23 protein-coding genes are annotated in these 20,988 nt (G+C 45.2%); 9 read left to right on the top strand and 14 right to left on the bottom strand.

Features of this window, described 5'->3' with window-relative positions; genetic code table 11:
• The 3 genes from ACRC32_RS27755 to ACRC32_RS27745 form a co-directional block, all read right to left on the bottom strand.
• Positions 1-1,478 (bottom strand): ABC transporter substrate-binding protein (locus ACRC32_RS27755; RefSeq protein ID WP_438557004.1); only part of this gene is annotated, 1,478 nt, incomplete at its 3' end.
• A 60-nt stretch (positions 1,479-1,538) separates the two neighbouring features.
• Positions 1,539-2,681, bottom strand: coding sequence for an acyl-CoA dehydrogenase family protein (locus ACRC32_RS27750; RefSeq protein WP_438557003.1), 1,143 nt, complete (start codon positions 2,679-2,681; stop codon positions 1,539-1,541).
• A gap of 198 nt (positions 2,682-2,879) precedes the next feature.
• A complete protein-coding gene (locus tag ACRC32_RS27745) occupies positions 2,880-3,422 on the bottom strand; it encodes an OsmC family protein (protein WP_438557002.1) in 543 nt (180 codons plus the stop codon).
• A 232-nt stretch (positions 3,423-3,654) separates the two neighbouring features.
• Here ACRC32_RS27745 and ACRC32_RS27740 point away from each other — a divergent pair, with 232 nt between their 5' ends.
• Both ACRC32_RS27740 and ACRC32_RS27735 read left to right on the top strand, forming a co-directional pair.
• Positions 3,655-4,422, top strand: a complete 768-nt coding sequence (locus ACRC32_RS27740; RefSeq protein WP_438557001.1) for a peptidase — start codon at positions 3,655-3,657, stop codon at positions 4,420-4,422.
• Positions 4,423-4,625: 203 nt separating this feature from the next.
• Positions 4,626-4,760, top strand: a complete 135-nt coding sequence (locus ACRC32_RS27735; protein WP_438557000.1) for a hypothetical protein — start codon at positions 4,626-4,628, stop codon at positions 4,758-4,760.
• A 53-nt stretch (positions 4,761-4,813) separates the two neighbouring features.
• Here the strand turns inward: ACRC32_RS27735 and ACRC32_RS27730 are convergent, their stop codons facing one another.
• Together ACRC32_RS27730 and ACRC32_RS27725 are read right to left on the bottom strand one after the other, a co-directional pair.
• Complete coding sequence (locus ACRC32_RS27730) at positions 4,814-5,797, bottom strand: Rieske 2Fe-2S domain-containing protein (RefSeq protein ID WP_438556999.1); 984 nt, start codon at positions 5,795-5,797, stop codon at positions 4,814-4,816.
• A 76-nt stretch (positions 5,798-5,873) separates the two neighbouring features.
• Positions 5,874-6,149: a hypothetical protein gene (locus tag ACRC32_RS27725; RefSeq protein ID WP_438556998.1), complete on the bottom strand. Its 276-nt coding sequence runs from the start codon at positions 6,147-6,149 to the stop codon at positions 5,874-5,876.
• A 56-nt stretch (positions 6,150-6,205) separates the two neighbouring features.
• On the opposite strand from ACRC32_RS27725, the gene ACRC32_RS27720 reads away from it, so the two are divergent.
• Genes ACRC32_RS27720 through ACRC32_RS27710 form a run of 3 tightly spaced genes read left to right on the top strand, consistent with a single transcriptional unit; the run spans position 6,206 to position 7,282 of the window.
• The gene (locus tag ACRC32_RS27720) at positions 6,206-6,472 is read left to right on the top strand and encodes a ribbon-helix-helix domain-containing protein (RefSeq protein ID WP_438556997.1); all 267 of its coding nucleotides are present in this window, start codon (positions 6,206-6,208) and stop codon (positions 6,470-6,472) included.
• On the top strand, positions 6,469-6,639 hold the full coding sequence (locus ACRC32_RS27715) for a type II toxin-antitoxin system RelE/ParE family toxin (RefSeq protein WP_438556996.1): 171 nt from the start codon (positions 6,469-6,471) through the stop codon (positions 6,637-6,639). Before ACRC32_RS27720 ends, ACRC32_RS27715 begins: the two co-directional genes overlap by 4 nt.
• Positions 6,640-6,646: 7 nt before the next feature.
• Positions 6,647-7,282, top strand: coding sequence for a TetR/AcrR family transcriptional regulator (locus ACRC32_RS27710; RefSeq protein ID WP_438556995.1), 636 nt, complete (start codon positions 6,647-6,649; stop codon positions 7,280-7,282).
• 3 nt (positions 7,283-7,285) lie between these two features.
• Here ACRC32_RS27710 and ACRC32_RS27705 read toward each other — a convergent pair whose 3' ends face one another.
• From ACRC32_RS27705 to ACRC32_RS27695, 3 genes are all read right to left on the bottom strand, one after another.
• Positions 7,286-7,699: an HNH endonuclease gene (locus ACRC32_RS27705; protein WP_438557005.1), complete on the bottom strand. Its 414-nt coding sequence runs from the start codon at positions 7,697-7,699 to the stop codon at positions 7,286-7,288.
• Between the two features lie 36 nt (positions 7,700-7,735).
• On the bottom strand, positions 7,736-8,008 hold the full coding sequence (locus ACRC32_RS27700) for a hypothetical protein (protein ID WP_438556994.1): 273 nt from the start codon (positions 8,006-8,008) through the stop codon (positions 7,736-7,738).
• Positions 8,009-8,091: 83 nt separating this feature from the next.
• On the bottom strand, positions 8,092-9,345 hold the full coding sequence (locus tag ACRC32_RS27695) for a vWA domain-containing protein (RefSeq protein ID WP_438556993.1): 1,254 nt from the start codon (positions 9,343-9,345) through the stop codon (positions 8,092-8,094).
• Positions 9,346-9,607: 262 nt separating this feature from the next.
• On the opposite strand from ACRC32_RS27695, the gene ACRC32_RS27690 reads away from it, so the two are divergent.
• The 3 genes from ACRC32_RS27690 to ACRC32_RS27680 all read left to right on the top strand — a co-directional run bounded on the left by ACRC32_RS27690 (position 9,608) and on the right by ACRC32_RS27680 (position 11,457).
• Positions 9,608-10,267, top strand: coding sequence for an ATP-dependent Clp protease proteolytic subunit (locus ACRC32_RS27690; protein WP_438556992.1), 660 nt, complete (start codon positions 9,608-9,610; stop codon positions 10,265-10,267).
• A 105-nt stretch (positions 10,268-10,372) separates the two neighbouring features.
• Positions 10,373-10,966, top strand: coding sequence for an ATP-dependent Clp protease proteolytic subunit (locus ACRC32_RS27685; protein WP_015154722.1), 594 nt, complete (start codon positions 10,373-10,375; stop codon positions 10,964-10,966).
• 233 nt (positions 10,967-11,199) lie between these two features.
• A complete protein-coding gene (locus ACRC32_RS27680) occupies positions 11,200-11,457 on the top strand; it encodes a MoaD/ThiS family protein (protein WP_438556991.1) in 258 nt (85 codons plus the stop codon).
• A gap of 222 nt (positions 11,458-11,679) precedes the next feature.
• Here ACRC32_RS27680 and ACRC32_RS27675 read toward each other — a convergent pair whose 3' ends face one another.
• Entirely contained in the window at positions 11,680-12,375 is a 696-nt protein-coding gene (locus ACRC32_RS27675) for a 2,3-bisphosphoglycerate-dependent phosphoglycerate mutase (RefSeq protein WP_438556990.1), read from the bottom strand.
• Positions 12,376-12,470: 95 nt separating this feature from the next.
• Here ACRC32_RS27675 and ACRC32_RS27670 point away from each other — a divergent pair, with 95 nt between their 5' ends.
• Complete coding sequence (locus ACRC32_RS27670) at positions 12,471-13,175, top strand: Uma2 family endonuclease (protein WP_438556989.1); 705 nt, start codon at positions 12,471-12,473, stop codon at positions 13,173-13,175.
• A gap of 151 nt (positions 13,176-13,326) precedes the next feature.
• Here ACRC32_RS27670 and carB read toward each other — a convergent pair whose 3' ends face one another.
• The 5 genes from carB to ACRC32_RS27645 all read right to left on the bottom strand — a co-directional run bounded on the left by carB (position 13,327) and on the right by ACRC32_RS27645 (position 20,497).
• Positions 13,327-16,677, bottom strand: coding sequence for a carbamoyl-phosphate synthase large subunit (carB, locus tag ACRC32_RS27665; RefSeq protein WP_438556988.1), 3,351 nt, complete (start codon positions 16,675-16,677; stop codon positions 13,327-13,329).
• Between the two features lie 146 nt (positions 16,678-16,823).
• Positions 16,824-18,080, bottom strand: a complete 1,257-nt coding sequence (locus tag ACRC32_RS27660; protein WP_438556987.1) for an argininosuccinate synthase — start codon at positions 18,078-18,080, stop codon at positions 16,824-16,826.
• 49 nt (positions 18,081-18,129) lie between these two features.
• A complete protein-coding gene (locus ACRC32_RS27655; protein WP_438556986.1) occupies positions 18,130-18,372 on the bottom strand; it encodes a hypothetical protein in 243 nt (80 codons plus the stop codon).
• A 138-nt stretch (positions 18,373-18,510) separates the two neighbouring features.
• Complete coding sequence (locus tag ACRC32_RS27650) at positions 18,511-19,029, bottom strand: GNAT family N-acetyltransferase (protein WP_438556985.1); 519 nt, start codon at positions 19,027-19,029, stop codon at positions 18,511-18,513.
• Between the two features lie 76 nt (positions 19,030-19,105).
• The gene (locus ACRC32_RS27645; RefSeq protein WP_438556984.1) at positions 19,106-20,497 is read right to left on the bottom strand and encodes a malic enzyme-like NAD(P)-binding protein; all 1,392 of its coding nucleotides are present in this window, start codon (positions 20,495-20,497) and stop codon (positions 19,106-19,108) included.
• Positions 20,498-20,988: the final 491 nt, after the last annotated feature.

Below are 20,988 nucleotides of genomic sequence, written 5' to 3'. Positions count from 1 at the left end.
GCAGGTGGGTTTTGTCCCAATTCTTTCGCCAGTTCCCTTGCTAAGTCTGTCATATAGACTTGGGTGGCAATTTCTTCATATTTTGCCTTTTCTGTCGGCATTAAATCCCAGCGTACCATTTGAGAAGAAATCCACTTGGCAAAGCTTTTCCACGGATAGGGATCGAAGCCAATCCGATCTGGTACGTCTAGAGTTTGCCCTAAACCATTGTCAAATTTACCCGTCAGCACTGCTGTCAGAACTGGTTCCGGCTGATTGAGATACTTGCGTTCGGACATTGCCTTGGCGACTTCCTGACGGTTTTCGGCAGCGTTGGCATGTCCGGCGCTATCGATAATAGCTTTGTTGACAGCACGAAAGGTATTCGGGTGGCGATCGATCCAACTTTGGCTAGCGGCAAAAGCACAACACGGGTGTCCTTGCCAAAGATCTTTGGTGAGTAGGTGAATAAAACCAATTTTCTCAAAGATTGCCCGTTGCCCAAAATTATCAGGCATGAGGAAAGCATCAATTTGTCCTGCTGCCATCTTTGCGACTGAATCCGGCGGTGGAACGATTTCAATTTTTACGTCTTTGTCTGGGTTCAATCCTCCCGATGCGAGGTAGTAACGCAGTAATAAATTATGCATCGAGTAGGGAAAGGGCAACCCGATAGTCATACCTTTAAAATCTGCCGCAGTTTTGACTTTATCTTGATGTTTGCTGGCAACTGCGATCGATTGTCCGTTAATATTTTCAATACTGGCAAGTCGAATCGGGAAGGCAGAAGAACCTAAACCCAAAGTCATCGCGATCGGCATTGGAGACAGCATATGGTATGCATCGAGTTCGCCGGCGATCGCAGATTCTCGTACTGCTGCCCAGTTTGGCATTTTCTTCAGCGTTACGTTTAACCCATGCTTTTGAAAAAATCCCAGTGGTTCGGCGGCGACGATGGGAATCGAACAGGCGATGGGAATAAAACCAATTGTTAAATCGGTTTTTTCTAACTTACTCGGATCTGCGGCATTCGTAGAAGTTGCGGTTGGTGCTGGCGAGTTATTGTTACCGACGCAACTTGCAGCCGTTACAACTGCGGCGGCGGCTGCAACTTTAATTAAAAAATCGCGGCGGCGAAACTTGCTTAGACGAAGTGCATCATGAAAAAACTCAGTTGAGCGATCGCCAAAGGCAGCGGCAAACGCTGCTTCTAATCCTCCGGCAAGCTGGATCAAATCGTAGCAGATCTGGCGTTGTCCTGGTTCGGCGCGATCGAGCATCTGGAGTACCAGAGTCTTTCTGATTTCGGCTTGAGTTAATGCTCGGGCAAATTCTAGAGTTTCTTCTGAGTAGCGTCCCATTTTACATAGGTCATTTACCAAATCTGCTGGATCTTGGGGCATTCCTTCCAGAAAATTTTGATGATCTGCGGCAACGTGCGAACCACCACAGGGGCAATTCACATCTAAATTACTAAAAGACCCTAGTAGAGCCGTCATATTTTTTGGTAGTTGGTAGTTGGTAGTTGGGTGGTGAGTGGTGCGTGTTGTAACTGCGACTTACAACTTACCCATGTCATACAACATTTTTTTCAACTGTTTTAATGCTGGGGTGACGATCGCGACGAAGTACGATTCGCGTAGTTTTCTTTCGGCTATACCACCGTGTAAGTATCCTCTTGCGCCTACGTGTAGCATGGCGGCGTTTGCTGCCCGTAACGAGAGTTCTGAGGCATCAATTCGGGCTTGAATGACTTGTTTTAGTAAGGGGCGATCGCATCCCTGCTGGCTCATTTGGGTGGCGATCGCGTAGGTTTTCTCGCGGGTCGTTGCTAGACTAGCAGCTAGGTCTTCTACTTGGTCGTCTAGAAAGCAGTTGACGTGTCCGTATCGTTGATTTGCCCGTTCCATAATTTGGATACAGCTAGCTACTAGACCTAAGCCCATGCCAACTTGCGTCAAAATAAACCCAGGACGGATACGATTCACATATTCTTCGCAGGGGGCAGCAAGAATTAATTCATCGGGTACGAAGACATCGCGGAAGATACAGCTGTAAGTATTGCTACCTTCTAAAGCGATGAAATGGGCATTACAACGCAGAGTTAATCCTGTGAGTTCGTCGGAAACGATCGCCATTAGGTAGTCATCGCTATCTGCTAGTCTTGCGGCAATGCCAAAGTGATGTCCTGCACCTAAGTTGGAAACCCAAGGTAACATACCGTTGAGTACGTAGCCTCCAGGGCGGCGTTCGGCAACCAAAGCGATTTTCTCAATTCCAGCAAAGTGTTTCATTGGGTTGGATAAACCCGTGCCACCTAAAACTTTGCCTGTAGCGACTAAGGGTAGAAGGTGCTGTTTGAGGTAAGCATTGTCACTATTCTGCATGTACCAGGTGCAGGCTATCTGACACCAAGTCATAAACCCAGTACACAAACATTCTTGGGAAATAGCTTCAATCGCTTGGACTGCTGCTTTTAAGCCGTTGCCAGCACCGCCATATTCCACCGCAACCGCCTGCCGATAACCGCCTAATTCCCCTACCAGGTGCATGAACTGGCGGGGATATTGTCCTTTGAGATCGATATCTGCAACTTGCGGTGCTAATTGAGTCGCGATCGCTTTTTGCAATTCTGCCAGCATGGTTTCGGGTGCTTGCGTCCTTGCTAGTGCGCGATCGGATAGATTTGAAACTGCTTGCATACTAGATACTAGAATTCCTGAGCGACAACACAAACTCATGTATATTTAAATTTCTTAACATTATGACTTGCTTAGACTGGCAAGTCTGTCTTCTCAGTATCAATTTGCGCTCAATTCAGAGTAGAGACGCAATAACTTACGTATGCATCTCTACACAAATACCTGCTGCCTCTCTGAGTGTCCTCTGTCTTCTACTGCTCACTTAAGAGAAACATCTACATTTACAGGCAAGCGAAATGTGTTGGCAACTGGCGACCAGAAATTTGCATGAGCCACTAGATCTTCTAGTTCCTCTTTGCTAGCATCTCCTTCTAAATCCACTTTGACGCGGACATCGGTGAATCCCAACCGCTTCTCTGCTAAGTCACCAATTCCCCAGACACCCGTGATATTGATGTCACCTTCTAGTTCCAGTTCTAGCTTTGTGAGAGTAATTCCCCGCATGACTGCGTTAGCATGAATGCCCACCGATAAGCACGAACCCAGACAGGCTAGCATTGCTTCTGATGGATTGGGTGCTGTGTCTTGTCCTAGTAGGGTGGGAGGTTCATCAATAACGTGTTCTGGTAAGTCCCGAACGTAGGTTAAATTGCGAAATTGACCTTCACAAACCGTCTTCACCTTCAAGGACTTGACAACATTAGGATTTGCCTTAGCAGTCGCCGCTAATTTCTCTAGCCCTTCTTTACTCACCGGACGCAACGGCGCTTTTATCTCTGCTTTGACAATAGATTCAGTCATAGCCCTGACTCAATTAGAATGTTCTATCTAATTCAATCAGATCTTGTTTGGTAATGCAGTACACTAAGTTACCAAATCAGGGGCGAGGGGAAGAAGAGAGACAAGGGAGATGGGGAAGACAGCTTTTTCTTTGTCCTCCCACTCATTCCCTCACTCCTCGCTCCTCGCTCCTCACTCCTCACTCCCCTGCAATTACTGTAAAATCTTATAGTCAAAATGACCCGAAACTATTGTGACTTACTGCCTGGGCATCATTACCAAACACGGTTTAGTTATGGCGGCAGACTCGCGCACGAATGCCGGGGTAGACTACGTATCTACATATCAAAAGCTATTTGATTTTTCCCAGCCAGGAGAACGGGTCATTCTGCTCTGTACGGCGGGAAATCTTTCGGTGACGCAGGGCGCGATCGCGCAGATGCACAGAGATATTAGAATTCCAGAAGAGGCTAACCTACACACCTTGCCAACACTCTACGATGTCGCCCGCTACATCGGCGCTAAGATTCGGCAGATTCAAGAGCAAGACCGTGTATGGCTGAAACAAGATGGCATTGATGTCCAATGCACTCTGATTTTGGGAGGGCAAATTCAGGGACAACCGCCAGAACTATACATGATCTACAGTCAGGGAAACTGCATTCATGCGACTTGCGAAACTCCTTTTCTGCAAGTTGGCGAGACTAAGTACGGGAAGCCCATTCTAGACCGCATCCTTAATTTTAATACAACATTGGAAGCAGCAGCGAAATGCGCGTTACTATCGATTGACTCTACGATGAAGTCTAATATTTCGGTGGGACCGCCAATTAATTTAGTGGTGTATGAAAAAGATACTTTCAAAGTCCAGCACGATCTGCGGTTGCGGTTGGGTGCGCCGTATTTAACCAAAATTCGCAAGCAGTGGGAGGCTTCGTTGCGGGAAGCTTTTGAACGAATGCCTGATATTGACTGGGAACGCGACACGGGTGGGGAAGTGGCAGATTTTCCCGATACTTAAAATCGGTGTTACGTTTACGGAATCAGGGGATACTATACTGTTGTTAAATTCTAGAGAATGAGTTAGCGATCGCAATTTATATCCACGTCACCAATTTTTGATACTTTCACAAACTATTCACCAAAAATTTCTACTTCCTTCACAAACTATTCACCTTTTTGGTTTAACTTCAAAATTAATCAACAACAGAGGAGATTTACGCCATGACTGCCTACATTCCTTTTGAAAATGCCCTTCAATTCCTTGCTGCTGCTTATCTAGCTTCTGTTTTCGGAATTATGGCTATTTCTCAATTCTGCTTGGCAGCGATCGAAACTTCTGAAGAATCAGTTAAGTAATTCAATAAATAGTATGTCTTGATACAGTATTTTTTAAAGCAACGTGCATACTGCTATCGAGAAACATGTGGCTCTACAATTGCTGGAAAGCTAGCGTAGTTGCGCCGCACCCAATCCATACCCACCTCGTTATTGAGTTTAATGTGTTGAGGTGTGTTGACATAGATTTTACTTAAGATCTCTGCATCTTGCTCGATTACGACTTCAACTAGTCGCAGCAGGTTTTGTTTAATGAGATGAGCAATCGGGTGATGTGCTTTCACGAATATCAGAACGTAGACGCGAGAGTGAGTTTCTGATTCGGGAAGGTAAAAATGACACTCTTTTAAACTTAACAACGGACTCTCGCCGTGTACCATGCCCATGAATGGAAAGAAGTTTTCTAAATGAGCTTCGAGTACTTGAGGCATTGCCAAAAGTCCAGGGTTTTTGAGAAAATCTTGCAGATTTGGTTTTTTTCGCAGTTGTGCGATGTATGCATGGGAATGCAATCCATCGTCAATAAACTGCTTTAGTTGCACTTCCTCAATTTCAAATAGCGATCGATGAGTACCGTTTTGGTGGTTGTAGTCGTGCATATTTAGCAGTAGACTGAGAAAATCAGTTTTAATACTGCGATCGCCCGTGTAACCGACAAACTCATACTCTGCTGCAATTTTGTTTAAAATTGTCGGAATTGGAATTTTAGGTGCAAATCCCCCGTAAGACCAAATAAAATCGCCATGAATGATTAGCTCTAATGGCTGTAATAGGGATTTTGTTGGTTTGAGTGTACCTGGTAAAATAGTGCAACCATTGCGATCGAATTCTAAGGCATGAAACGGACAAGCGATCGCGCTACTACCATCAGGCTTTTTCACGCACCATCCTGCTGATAGCATTGCACCCATGTGCGGACATGCATTTGGCAAGCAACTAATTTTACCCGTACTATCCTGCCAAAGCACGTAGTCTTTACCGTAAAGTGACACCTTCATCGGCTGGTTAGGCTTGAGCATAGAACGGTGTGCTAACAGCCAAGGTGCGCCTTGTAGCATGATGCAAACTACCTTGAAAATAACTGACTAATTAATTAGTTAGTTTAAAAGGATGAGGAGGCGATCGTCAAGAAATTCAGCTATCTCGACGCAGCTTGACAATTGGGAAATCGGCATAAGCAGTACGAATATCTTCTGAATTGCCAGGATTATAGGAATCTTGCCACGAAAGCAAAAAACGAGATCCAATGTTTCTCAAATTTGGTGGAATAGAGACTGTGGGGATCTCCCAATACCATCCTTCTTCATCCAACATTCCTAATCCAACGAGACGCTCAAGCATGACTCTCGTATAGCCACCATCTAAATGAAAATCAACCCTGACAGGTTCAAATCGCCAACGCAGGCTCATAGGATAAGTTAGGTTCAGCAGATATCTTATGATATTAGTAAACAAAAATATTCAGTATGAACATCACTTTAAAAGCAGAGCAAGAAAAGATAGTCCAGGTTTTACTAGCAACAGGCGAGTTTAATAACCCTGATGAAGTCATTCAAGCAGCACTGCGCCTACTAGAAGAAAATTATCGTGAATATCAACAGTGGCTTGAAGAAGTTCGCGTTAAGATTGACGAGGCGACTGAAGCATCAAAACATACACCACCTATTGATGGTGAAACTTATGTTGCCGAGTTGCTAAAACGTTTTCAGCAAGCGCGTGAAGCTCAGAAATGACTCGCTATGTTATCAACATTGTCGCCAGTCGAGATCTGATGAAAATTTCAGACTATTTTTACTCGCGTAACATTGAGGCAGGAGAGCGTTTTTTACAAAAATTTACTCGAAAATGCGAACAATTAGTTGCTTTTCCTAATTTATTTCAAAATCCAGAAGATGAGTAAGTAGAAAATGCGGCGATCGCACGTTAATAAAAAACAATTTCGAGATGCGGAAGCGACACAAAAACAAATTCTTGATGCCGCAGAATTGGAGTTTGCTAAACATGGACTTAAAGGCGCTCGAATGAGCGATATTGCCGATCGCGCTCAAATTACAACTGCGACAATTCACTACTATTTTGAGAATAAAGAAGGTTTATATAAATCAGTTTTGCAACGTCCAGTTGATGAAGTGCAGGCAATGGTAAGTCAATTACAGCTTGACGATTTATCACCAGAAGAAGCGCTCAAACAAATTATTCGAGTTGCGATCGCCTACGAAGCCAAAAACCCCCACCGCCAGATGCTTTGGTTTCAAGAAGCTAGCCAAAATCAAGGTTTTTATTTTAAACAAAGTAACGTAGAAAGTTTACACGAACACTTACTTAAAGTTCTAAATCGTGGCATGGAAGCAGGTTGTTTTCGTCCCCTCGATCCATTTTTAACATTAACTCATATTTTAAGCATTTGTATTTTTTACTTTACCGTACATGAGAATTGGAAGCACTTAAATAATGGAAGCGATCGCCTCAGTCGAGAAATGGTAGAAAAACATACTGAAGCAGCAATTAAATTTATTTTGGCAGCAGTGAAAAAATACTCTTAAAATTTAATTTTTTTGAATTGGATCGTCTTGAGGTGGGTGTCTTCCAATCTGTTTATTTGCAGCTCGAATACCAATTACCCTCTCTCTATTCAAGGCTAACGCTGTAACTGTTATTCGTCCAACCTGTGTCACTCCAACAATCAATAATCCATCCGCAGACCGGATAAAATGTTCGCTCCAATTATCTTGTCGAAGATTAAATAGTGGTATTTCTTCTGATGTCTCTGGTAATGCTATTGTAACGCGGTGTGTTTTTCGACGATTGCAATGGAAGCAAGCCAATGCCAAATTTTCTAAACTATCGTTACCACCCAGCGACAAGGGAATTATATGGTCTACTGTAAACGGCACGTACTGCCATTGCTCTGAAGTATGGCAATATTCACAGAGGTATTTTGCTCGTTGTCGTAGCTGAATTTGAATTGATTCAGCAAAACTTACGTCCAGCCAACTTTATTCACTCTGCTGACTTAAATACATATTGCGAACTACTCGGTTTAAGAACCTTAAATAATCATCAATTTCTTCATAGAAATCTAACTCCTGTTCTTCCTCCAAACTTAAGTTTGTTTCCTGATGTTTTACCAGCAGTTTTTCAATTCTTGTTTGAACGGTTGCCGATGCCCGAAAAATCGGTACTCCCTCTTCTAAATCGATTCGCACAGCTCCTTCTACTGGTAAACTTGTAGGAAAATCTTTTAGCTTAGGCAATAACCAACTATTCATCCTTTTCGATCCTGTCAAATAGTTTTTGACGCGATGCGAGTTTTCTTGCGATCGCTAGCCTACTATTCATCTAGCTGCATAGTTCATCCTTCTTGATCCTGCAACACTGTTTTTGACACGATGCGAGTTTTCTTGCGATCGCTTTCGGAAAGTTCTTCTCCCGACTGCAAGCGCGTGGCGTTATCTTGCAACACAGTAGCGGCACTGCGATCGCCCATTTGCAAGGCAGTTTTAGCCGCAGTTTGTAACATTGTCGCCGCTCCAGCGCGATCGCCTTGTTGCAATTTCAGTTCGGCTAGCTGTGTTTGACGATACTTCGCCAATGCTAAAACATATTGCTGTACTTGCGGATTGTTGACAGGTTTATAATCCCGTACCACGTTAATTTCTACCGGAATATTGTCAGAAAGTAAATTAGTTTGGTCAACCGCCGGATCGTCATAACAGATTTGCACGCTAGCAATAGTGTGTCTGCCTTCCGGTAACTGACTGATATACATATTCGCTAACACCACCCGTTCGGAGTCCTTCATCAAGTCTCCCAAGCGTACGGTGTAACGTCCGTAGGTATCTTGTTGTATGGGTAATTCAATTGCATCTGGCGCAACTTGGGCAATCGGTTTGAGTTCTGCAAGTCGCACTTTAGGAATGAACGATAATAGCAGGTAAGCATTTGTCAATTCCACGGCTTGAATGCGATCGAATAACCGCCCAAACTCTTCTAGAATTTGCTCTGGGTGTTGAATGTAAGATAAACCGCCACCACCCGCATCGGCAATTTTTTCTAAAATATCTTGGTTCCAATAATCGCCAAAGCCTAAAGTGTTGAGGGTTAAATTGTAGCTAGCTGCCAGTTGTGCCAATTTCAGACAGCGATCGTTGTCGCCATGTTCGTTTTCTCCATCCGTAAGTAAAAACGCCTGGGAAATAGCTTCTTTTTTGCCTTTCCCTAGTTCTTCAATTCCCAATTTCAGCCCTTCATCGATCGCCGTGCCACCTTCAGCATATAAACGGTCGATTTGCCGTTTAATATAGTCAGGGTTGTTAACCGTTTGGTTGGGAACGAGTACCTTGGCACGGTGATCGAAAACGACAATTGAGAGGCGATCGTCTGGCTGGAGTCGATCGACTAGTGTTTGTGCCGCTTGTTTGACCGTTTCAATCGGTTGTCCCTTCATCGAACCACTTTGGTCGAGAATTAAGCAAAGATTAAGCGGGACTTGCCGCTGCGAATTATTTGCGATCGCCGAAATTGATACAGCCAATTGTCGCTGACTTGTAGCTTGATGTGCGTCCAAATTAACATCGTTCAGGGTAGGCTGCAAGCTAACCTTCATACCTTTCGTCCTATCTAACCAGATGTGATATCAACTGCTCCACAGCCCCATACTGTTGCTACGGAAAAGTTATGTTAAGTCCATCTCTATTGTCAATTACAGAATATCCTATGTGCTTCTATCTCGGATGCGATCGCAACCTCAAATCCATCCCTTAAATTTCCGGGTGAGGAATCCGTACCCCTTTTCAACTCATCCTCAAGCTAGGATTACACTATCAGATAATGTCATTATCGCATTATTGTAACCGTCTGGATTTGCTATGGTTTCACCGATTAAAGCCGTTCAAGCCCCCTACTATGGCGATAACTTCTACCGCACGCCACCGCCAGACTTACCCTCTCTACTACTCAAAGAGCGGATTGTCTATCTTGGTATGCCCCTCGTACCCGCCGTTACCGAGTTAATTATTGCCGAATTACTCTATTTGCAATCTGACGATCCAGACAAGCCGATCAAAATCTACATCAACTCTACAGGCACTTCCAGCTACAATGGCGAACCCATCGGCTTTGAAACTGAAGCCTTTGCCATTTACGACACGCTGAGATACATCAAACCTCCCGTACACACCATTTGTCTGGGATCGGCGATGGGAATGGCAGCAATGTTGCTTTCGGCTGGAACTCCAGGTTGTCGTGCTAGTCTGCCCAATGCCAACATTATTTTGCACCAACCCAAAAGCTACGCCCAAGGACAAGCTACGGATATTCAAATTCGGGCTAAGGAAGTGTTGGCAAATAAGGCAACGCTGTTAGATATTCTCGCTAAGACGACAGGACAGCCAATCGAAAAAATTACTAAAGACATGGATCGGTTATTTTACTTGACTCCTCAGCAAGCGAAAGAATACGGTCTGATCGATCGCGTGTTGGAAAAACAAGACTTAGCCAATCCTCCCCTACCAGCTGGAGTCATTTAGCTTGTCATTTGTCATCTGTCATTCGTCATTTGTGCAGTTTTAACCAATGACTAATGACCAATGACCACTAACTAGTAACCTAATTTTAAGAACGGAGTCGGAAAAATGCCTATCGGTGTACCAAAAGTTCCCTATCGGATGCCGGGGGAACAATACACTCAGTGGATTGATATTTACAATCGCCTCTACAGAGAACGAATCATTTTCTTAGGGCGAGATGTTGATGATGAAATTGCTAACCAAATTATCGCGGTTATGCTTTATTTGGATTCAGAAGATCCAGGCAAAGATATTTCCTTATACATCAATTCCCCTGGTGGAATGGTGACATCTGGGATGGCAATTTATGACACGATGCAACACATCAAATCTGATGTGATTACAATTTGTGTTGGTTTAGCAGCATCAATGGGTTCTTTCCTACTTGCCGCAGGTACGAAAGGCAAACGGCTTGCCTTACCTCACTCGCGAATTATGATTCACCAACCATCCGGTGGAACTCGCGGACAAGCATCAGATATTGAAATTGAAGCGCGAGAAATCTTGCGAATTCGCGGTCAATTAAACCAGATCTATGCTAATAATACGGGTCAACCTTTAGAAAAGATTGAAAAAGACATGGATCGTGACTTCTTCATGTCAGCAGAGGAAGCCAAAGCATACGGTCTAATCGATCATGTAGTTGAAGAACGCCCGTAGTAGTTAGCCATTAGCAATTAGCTAATTATTGATAGCTAATTGCTAATTGCCAGCGTCATCGTTACTATCACGATCGCAGCAGTTTTCTGGAAATCAAAATATTGCTTTAGACATACTAATTATTTCTTAGCTTGCATTAACTATCCTAATCAAGTTAAGGAATGTCCCCCACTTTGCGCCTTTGCGTCTACTCTACGAGAAGTCACTTCGCGTCTATGCGTGACATTATCCATATGACTAACACCGTCAAAGTCACAATTAAACTTTTCGCCGCCTATCAAGAGGCATACGGCAGATCGGAACTTGCATTAGAATTTCCTCAGAATACACCAGTTGCAGCAGTGCGCGATCGCCTGATCTCCGAACATCCACAACTCTCTCAGTGGCGGGATTTGACTCGCTTTGGTGTAAATTTACAATTCGTCGAACCCGATACTCTCCTTCAAGACGGCGATGAGGTGGTGCTGATTCCTCCCGTCAGCGGTGGCTAGTAAGAGAAGTCAAAAGTTAAAAGTTAAAAGTCAAAATTTATAGGGGTGGATTCACCAGAGATCTCTATACATATTTGAGTAACTCAATAAACATGCCCTTACAGGATTTGCCATTTTAAATTGATATATAGTGATTCTCATTATGATGCGATATATTTGTAGGGGCGCACAGCTGTGCGCCCCTACAGCTCTTGTATTTTATCCAATTGAAAACGGCTATATTTAAATTAAAATAATTTTATTTGTTGCCTGTCCGGTGTTATCCACATCATAAATAATTGGTACACCTGTAGCGAGTTCTAAACTCGGAATTAGTTCGGGACTGAGGCGTTCGAGTTCCATAATAATTGAGCGCAAAGAATTGCCGTGAGCTGCAACTAAAACATTATCTCCTTGTTTTAACTGGGTCAGAATGCGGCTGTGGAAAAAAGGAAGAGTGCGCTGCATTGTATCCTCTAAACTCTCACCACCAGGAGGGCGAATTGAAAAAGATCTTCGCCATGCCTGCACGACATCTGCACCATATTTTTCGGCTGTCTGCGCTTTATTTAATCCCTGTAAATCGCCATAAAAACGCTCGTCCAGTGCCATGCTGGGAATAATAGGAAGTTCGCAACTTGAATTACCTTCATACTTATCCCAACCGTGCCAGTGCGGATCGTCGGCTTCGTGTTTCAATACGGGATTTCTCCCAGCACAAATTTCTTCAAATTCTGTCAGGCAAATAATCGCGGTTTCAATTGCTCGAATTAATAGACTGGTAAAGCAAATATCAACTCGATAATCTCTTAGTTTATAAGCTGCCTTTGTTGCCTCCAATCGCCCTAATTTACTCAAAGGCACATCTACCCAACCCGTAAATTTGTTGGCAGCATTCCAGATACTTTGTCCGTGCCGGATAAGGATGAGTTTGGACATGTTCTTGTCTGTAAGTGGTAGAGTCAAAATAACTGTATATTCTCGCAGTAGAACCACAAAAGAAAACGCGATCGCGACTACCTATCCTTCCTACCATGTTTACTAGTATTATTAACTATGAAATCACCTGGGAAAAGCTACCAGATGATTTTGTTTTAGATAACGAACCTGTGGATAATATTAACCAGCCGTCTCTAGCTGCGGCTTTGACTGAAAGCTTAGAACTAGCTGGGAAAATTCCGCCTAATGCTTTAACTACCACTAATTATGATATCTGTGCCGCAGTAAATCAAAAGTTTGTCGTCAAAGCTCCAGATTGGGCATATATACCCGCAATACGAGTTCCTAGAGAAGAAGTTAAGCGCAGTTACACTCCTCAACTCCAAGGGAAAATTCCAGTCATTGTCATGGAATTCCTTTCGGATACCGAAGGCGGTGAATATTCAATTAAACCCACTCATCCACCTGGAAAATGGTTTTTTTATGAACAAGTGCTAAGAGTTACCCACTACATTATTTTTGAGCCAGATACAGGAGAAATAGAAGCTTATCAGTTAGATGATGGGCGATATCAAATCCGCACTGCTGATGAGAATAACCGTTACTGGATTGCTCAGATGGGTTTATTCTTGGGAGTATGGCAAGGAACGAGAGAAAATAGGACGGGTTATTGGTTGAGATGGTGGGATGAAAACGGGCAGTTGTTACTGTGGGGGGTTGAAAGAACTCAACAACTGACGGAAAAAGCAGAGAGATTAGCAGCTCAACTCAGGGCAGCCGGGATCGAGCCAGAAGTCTGAATGTAGGGGCGAGGAGCGAGGAGTGCGGGGTGAGGATAATACTATTATTGCTTTTGAGTGCGACAGAATAGATCCCCCCAACCCCCTTACTGCCATCAAAGAAGATCCCCCAACCCCCTTAAAAAGGGGGCTAGGAAAGCTACTCATGCCTTTACGCTGAGGTAGAGGTGACAAGAGAGTCATCTTGCCGCTGGTTCTGAGTTTGTCCTTGATTTGCTTCTGCGGTGTAGTCTTGAATTGCTTTGACAGTAAGAGATTGAGATCTAAGCGCCCGAATCGCCGCCGCTGTAGCCCGCGCTCCTGCAATTGTCGTGATGATGGGAATTTTATAAGTGAGCGCCGATCGCCGAATTAACTTAGCATCGGTTTGCGCCTCTTCACCAGAAGGCGTATTGATAATTAACTGAATGTTATGATTCTTAATCGCATCGAGGACGTGGGGTCTACCTTCATGTAACTTGAGAATTAACCCCACCTTTAGACCATGCTCTTGCAACACTCGACGAGTACCATCGGTGGCAATGACATCAAAACCCAATTCCATGAAGTCCCTGACTACTGGCACGACTAGAGGCTTATCGCGCTCGTTACAAGTCACGAATACCGTTCCTTCTAGAGGTAGGACTTCTCCAGCTCCCAATTCAGCTTTGGCATAAGCTAAGCCAAAATCGCGATCGATTCCCATAACTTCGCCTGTCGATCGCATTTCTGGACCGAGCAATGTATCTGTCCCAGGGAACTTCTTAAATGGTAATACTGCTTCCTTGACCGCAATGTGATTTAACTTCGGTTCCTCATTTAAGCCCAACTGTACTAAGTTTTGCCCTGCCATCACTAATGAAGCTAACTTGGCAAGCGGCACTCCGGTTGCTTTGGAGACAAATGGCACTGTCCGCGAAGCACGCGGATTTGCTTCTAAGATATAAACTTGCGGGTTATAGGTGTGCGCCCCCACTACTGCAAACTGAATATTCATCAAACCGACAACTTTCAGCGCTTTGGCTAGTTGCACCGTTTGAGTGCGAATTTTCTCTAATACCGGAGTTGGTAAGGAAATCGCAGGTAGAGTACAAGCCGAATCGCCAGAATGAATTCCTGCTTGCTCGATATGTTCCATTACCCCACCAATGACAACTTTACCTGTAGTATCGGCGATCGCATCCACATCAACTTCGATCGCATTTTCCAAAAACTTGTCAATTAAAATTGGGTGTTCCGGCTCTACCTGCACCGCAAAGGTCATGTAACGCTCTAGTTCGGTGTCAGAATAGACAATTTCCATAGCGCGACCACCCAAGACGTAACTCGGACGCACCACCACTGGATAACCGATCTTCTGAGCCACTACCAGGGCATCCTCATAGCTGCGAGCAATACCATTAGGCGGCTGAGCAATATTTAAGGCGTGCAGGATCTTTTCAAACTTTTCCCTATCTTCTGCCGTATCTATATCTTCAGGAGAAGTCCCCCAGATTTTTGTAGTTGCTCTGCTCTCTTCCCCTGCTCCCTGCACCGAAGCGCTCCCTGCTCCCTGCAAATACTCCTGCAAAGGCAATGCCAACTTCAGCGGCGTTTGTCCGCCGAATTGGACGATAATGCCGAGTGGTTTTTCGACTTCGATGATGTTGATTACATCTTCGAGCGTGAGGGGTTCAAAGTAAAGGCGATCGCTAGTATCGTAGTCGGTGGAGACGGTTTCGGGGTTAGAGTTAACCATGATCGTCTCGTAGCCAGCCCCTTTGAGGGCATAGGCGGCGTGACAGCAGCAGTAATCGAATTCAATTCCCTGTCCGATCCGGTTGGGTCCACCGCCCAAAATCATCACTTTGGGACGGTCTGAGGGGCGAACTTCGGTTTCGCCGTCGTAGCTGGAGTAGTGGTAGGGAGTTAAGGCTTCAAACTCAGCAGCACAGGTATCGACAGTTTTGTAAACGGGGACGATACCGAGGCTTTGGCGATATTGCCGTACTCGCTCTTCGCTGGTTTTGGTGGCAAAGGCAATTTGCTTGTCGCTAAATCCCTGTTGTTTAATGGCAAATAGCTGTTTGCCGTCCAGCGATTCTAAGGGAGTGCGTTTGAGCAGCTTTTCCGTTTCCAGCAATTGTTGGAAAGAATTTAAAAACCAGGGATCGATCCCTGTGAGTTCGTAAATTTCTTCATTGCCCATGCCCAAAAGCATCGCTTGGCGCACGGCAAAAATGCGTTCTGGGTTAGGGGTGCGCAAGTTGGCGCGAATTTGTTCGAGGGAAGGCAGTTTTTCTTGCTTGTCACAACCCCAGCCGCTTCTACCTGTTTCTAAAGAACGCAAAGCTTTTTGGAAAGATTCGTTGAAGGTACGCCCAATTGCCATTGCTTCTCCGACAGATTTCATTTGCGTGGTGAGTGTCGGATCTGAGCCGGGAAACTTTTCAAAGGCGAAGCGGGGAATTTTGGTAACTACATAGTCTATGGTTGGTTCAAACGAAGCAGGAGTCTTTTTCGTGATGTCGTTGGCGATCTCGTCGAGCGTGTAACCGATCGCGAGTTTAGCAGCAATTTTGGCGATCGCAAATCCGGTGGCTTTGGATGCTAAAGCCGAAGAACGCGACACGCGGGGATTCATTTCGATCGCGACGACTTCGCCGTTAGTGGGGTTAATCGCAAATTGGATATTGGAACCGCCTGTCTCCACGCCGATTTCGCGGATGATCCGGACTGAGTAGTCGCGCAGCCGTTGGTACTCTTTGTCAGTCAGGGTTTGAGCGGGGGCGACGGTAATGCTGTCTCCGGTGTGGATGCCCATCGGATCGATGTTTTCGATGCTGCAAATAATGACGACGTTATCGGCACAATCGCGCATTACTTCCAATTCATATTCTTTCCAGCCAATTAAGGACTTATCGATCAGAATTTGCGAAACTGGGGAAGCGTCGAGTCCAGATGTGGCGAGTTCGAGAAATTCTTCTTGGTTATAAGCGATACCTCCACCCGTACCGCCTAAAGTAAAGGCAGGGCGAACGATGAGGGGGTACGTACCAATTTCTTGAGCAACACTTTTAGCTTCCTCTAAGTTGGAAGCAATACCACTGGGGCAAACAGCAACGCCTATTTTTGCCATCGCTTCGTTGAATTGCTGTCTGTCTTCAGCCTTTTCAATCGCGGCGAGGTTAGCGCCAATCAATTGTACGCCGTATTTTTCTAACGTGCCGTTTTTGGCGAGATTGACGGCGAGGTTGAGGGCGGTTTGTCCGCCCATTGTAGGTAAGAGTGCGTCGGGACGCTCTGAATCAATAACTTGGGTGACTAGTTCGGGGGTCAGCGGTTCGATGTAAGTGCGCTGTGCGGTTTCAGGATCGGTCATGATCGTGGCAGGATTGGAGTTAACCAAAATCACTTCGTATCCTTCTTCCCGCAGGGCTTTACACGCTTGCGTACCCGAGTAGTCAAATTCGCACGCTTGTCCGATAACAATCGGTCCTGCTCCCAATAGGAGGATTTTTTTGATGTCAGAGCGCCTTGGCATAGTCCTTTCCTTTGTCAGTTATCAGTTATCAGTTATCAGTGAAGAAAGGGAGCAGGGAGCAGGGAGCAGGGAGTGGGGTGTAGGAAAATTTTGAATGCGTGAATGCGTGAATTTTGAGTTGCTCCCTCAGCCCCCTCAGCTCTCTTCTAGTCCCTGGTCTTTTGCGACCATACACGGGTAGGCAGTCCCCAGACGTAGATAAAGCCTTCAGCGGCTTTGTGGTCGAATTGGTCTTCGGCTCCGTAGGTTGCTAGTTCGGTGTTGTAGAGGGAGTTGTCCGATTTACGTCCGACAATGGTGGAATTGCCTTTGAAGAGTTGGACGCGCACGGTACCGGAAACTCGTGCTTGAGTCTGTAGGATAAAAGCATCGAGGGCGGCTTTGAGGGGGCTGTACCACTGTCCGTTGTAAACGAGTTGGCTGTAGGTTTCTTCAATTCCCCGCTTGTAGCGAGTGACATCAGCAGTCAAGGTGAGGCTTTCGAGGTCGCGGTGGGCATGAATTAAAACTGTCATGGCAGGAGATTCGTAGATTTCCCGCGATTTGATTCCGACGAGGCGGTTTTCTACCATGTCAATGCGTCCTACGCCGTGGCTACCAGCGAGTTGATTGAGTCGATCGATCAGTGTAACTGGCGCTAGGGTTTCGCCATTTAAAGCGACTGGAACACCGCCTGCAAAGGTAATTTCAATATATTCTGGCTGGTTAGGAGTGTCGGCGATCGCCTTTGTCATTTGATAAATTTCTTCTGGCGGTTCTGCCCAAGGATCTTCCAAGATTCCAGCTTCGATCGCCAGTCCCAGCAAGTTTTTATCTAAGCTATAGGGAGAAGATTTTTTGACTGGAAAGGGAATGTCGAACTTTTCGCCATAGGCGATCGTTTCTTCCCGACTCATACCCCATTCTCTAGCAGGGGCAAGAATTTTTAAATTTGGATTGAGCGCGCCAATGGAGACATCAAACCGTACTTGGTCGTTACCCTTACCCGTACAACCGTGGGCGATCGCATCTGCACCGTACTTTTCAGCCACTTCTACTAAGACTTTGGCAATTAACGGACGTGCTAAAGCTGTGGCGAGGGGATAGCGATTTTCATACAAGGCATTTGCTTGAATCGCTGGGAAGGCATACTCTCTCACGAATACATCTTGTACGTTTGCCACTAACGATTCATCTGCGCCCGATTGCAGTGCTTTTTGGCGGATTGGTTCGAGTTCGTCGCCTTGTCCTAAATCGACTGCTAGGGTAATGACTTCTTGCACGCCCCATTCATGCTTAAGGTAAGGAATGCATACCGAAGTATCAACGCCCCCAGAATATGCTAGTACGGCACGCTTAGCCCGACCTGTGGAGTTATTGAGTTGGGAGCTGGTATTTGCTTCGAGATTAACTGGGGTTGTCATTTGTCGCTATGAGTGAGTAGTGAGTGGTGAGTGGTAAGAGAATTAATAATTAGCGAGGTGAAAGTTCGTTGCTGAATTCTTGCAATCTAGACAAAATTTCCCAGCGTTGAACTTGTAAGCGATCGCGATCGGCTTTGACTGCTTGTTTGGCTCGATCAATTTTTAATTGCTCGATTTGAAGATTTTTTGCTTCAATCTCTAAAGCATTTTCCTTATCCTGAATCGTATTGAGTTCATCTACAAGTAGAGCATTCATTGTATTAACGTTTACCTGGTAGGTGAAGCGATTCATAATTCACATCCTTTAAAAAATATCCTTTTAAAAGTCAAAAGGTAAAAGTTAAAAGTCAAACCTTGGGAGCTACTATTGGTTTTTGTTTCATTAACAGTGAAGATAAGCCAAATGAGTGAAGATTTTGTGAACCGAGTTTCACGCCGAAAAATTTTGTTCCAAAGAACTCATGAAAAGCCGCTCTTTCAATACCATTGTGGTACTGCTGTTGCATTCAAATCCAATTCGTTCGTAGAACCGTTGCTGATGCGTAGTCATTAAATAAACTCGTTCGACTCGACTCATGCGGGGATGACTCAAAACTGTTTGCACTAGTTTTCGCCCTAGTCCCCGCCCTTGATAATCGGGATGAATCGCCACATCCCAAATCGTAGCGCGGTAAATTCCATCAGAAGTCGCTCTGGCAAAACCAATAAGCCGTTCTTCATCCCAAACACTCACGACTGGTTCGCTATTGGCAATTGCTATGCTCAGATCTTCTAAGCTGCGTCCTTGCGCCCAAAATGCTGCTTGCTCGAATAATGTTTGTAACTGGAGTAAATCGTCTTGCGATTGCTGCGGTTGGCGTAAAGCGTTACCTTTAGCAATACAGAAACAAATTTGACTGCTATCTGTTTGTGATGATGCCTCTTTAGTTGGAGATACGGTAGATGTCATTCTCGAAATGGTAATTGGTAGTTGGTAATTGATAGTTGGTCGACGGTTAACTGATAACTGATAACTGAGTAGCTGGTCACTGTTTCGCAATTCCTTCTTCACGGGCGGCTCTTTGGACAGCAGCTGCAACGGCTGTGGCTACGCGATCGTCAAACACGGACGGGATGATATACTCTGAGTGCAAATCGCTGGGTTTAATTAAAGAAGCGATCGCGCTGGCTGCTTCTAAACACATCGTGGTTGTAATCGTGCTGGCACGACTGTCTAAAGCACCGCGAAAAACGCCAGGAAAGGCTAAGACATTGTTAATTTGATTTGGATAGTCGCTGCGCCCTGTTGCCATAATTGCGACATCATTCATCACCAGTTCCGGTTGAATTTCAGGGATGGGATTTGCCATCGCCATCACAATTGGGTCTTTTGCCATCGATCGCACCATTTCAGAAGTGACTACACCAGGGGCGCTCACGCCAATGAAAACATCGCTGCTTATCATAGCATCGGTAAGAGTTCCAGCTTGACTAACAGCAAATTCTTGCTTTTCCTGATTCAAGTCTGTCCGATTGGTGGAGAGAATGCCTTTAGAGTCACACATTAGTATATTCGTTGCACCAGCTTTTTGCAGTAAGCGGGCGATCGCGACTCCAGCGGCTCCCGCACCGTTGATGACAATCCGAATTTGCTCGATTGGTTTGTTGACAATTTTGAGCGCGTTGAATAGAGCCGCTAGCGTGACAATTGCCGTACCGTTTTGATCGTCGTGAAATACGGGAATATCTAATTCTTGTCGCAGCCGTTGTTCGATCTCAAAGCAGCGTGGAGCTGCAATATCTTCTAAATTGACTCCCCCAAATACAGGGGCAATATTTTTAACTGTAGCAATAATCTCTTCTGTATCTTGAGTTGCTAAACAAATCGGAAAGGCATCAATTCCGGCAAATTCTTTAAATAACATGGCTTTGCCTTCCATGACTGGTAATGCTCCAGCTGCACCAAGATTACCTAACCCTAAAACCGCACTGCCATCCGTGACGATCGCTACAGTATTTTGTTTAATTGTGAGATTATAAACTTGTTCTGGATCTTGAGCGATCGCCGTACAGACTCGACCGACTCCAGGCGTATAAGCCATTGCCAAATCGTCTTGACTTTTGAGTGGGATTCTGCTGTTTATAGTAATTTTGCCACCACGATGCAAATTAAAGGTGCGATCGTAGACGCTCATTAACTTGACATCTGCCAATTCTTTCACTGCTTGGACGATCGTTTCGGCATGTTCTGTACTAGAAGCATCAACAGTCACATCGCGAGTCGTGAGTTGGCGAGTTTGGGCAATTAAATCGATTTGACCCAAATTACCACCGCTATTGGCGATCGCTTGAGTCACTGTTGCCAGCATTCCCGCTCGATTGGGAATTTGCAAGCGTAAAGTCAGACTATAACTTGAGTTTGGCGTGAGAATTACCATAGATGGATGCGAGAGATCGGGATAAAAAGAGAGTAGAGGGAACTGGGAGAGAAAAAGCTAACTCTGCCCAATCGTCAATTACTAATAAACAAACTGTAACGATTTTGAAATATAGAGCGTATAAGTGAAAATTTTGTGAATAGGTAAAAAATTATCCATCGCCGCAAACCCTCAGAACTGTCACTAAATCTACCAAGTGAGATCGAATCTTCCTTTATGCTGGCGGAAATACAGTTGTCAGTTATCAGTGAAGAATGGGGTGTGGGGTGTGGGGTGTGGGGTGTGGGGTGTGGGGTGTAGGGTGTAGGGTGTAGTGAGCGGTGCGCGATCGTTCTCCCCCAGCTCTCTTACTCTGCTCCCTGCTCCCCTGCTCCCTCAGCTCCCTGCTCCCTGCTCCCTCAGCTCCCTGCTCCCTGCTCCCTGCTCCCTCAGCTCCCTGCTCCCTCAGCTCCCTGCTCCCTCAGCTCCCTGCTCCCTGCTCCCTGCTCCCT

Origin of the sequence: Chroococcidiopsis sp. (assembly GCF_051657925.1) — a bacterium.
In the GTDB taxonomy this organism is placed as follows: domain Bacteria; phylum Cyanobacteriota; class Cyanobacteriia; order Cyanobacteriales; family Chroococcidiopsidaceae; genus Chroococcidiopsis.
The sequence above is the reverse complement of the archived record's forward strand: the minus strand, read 5'-3'. Positions and strand labels throughout refer to the sequence as shown.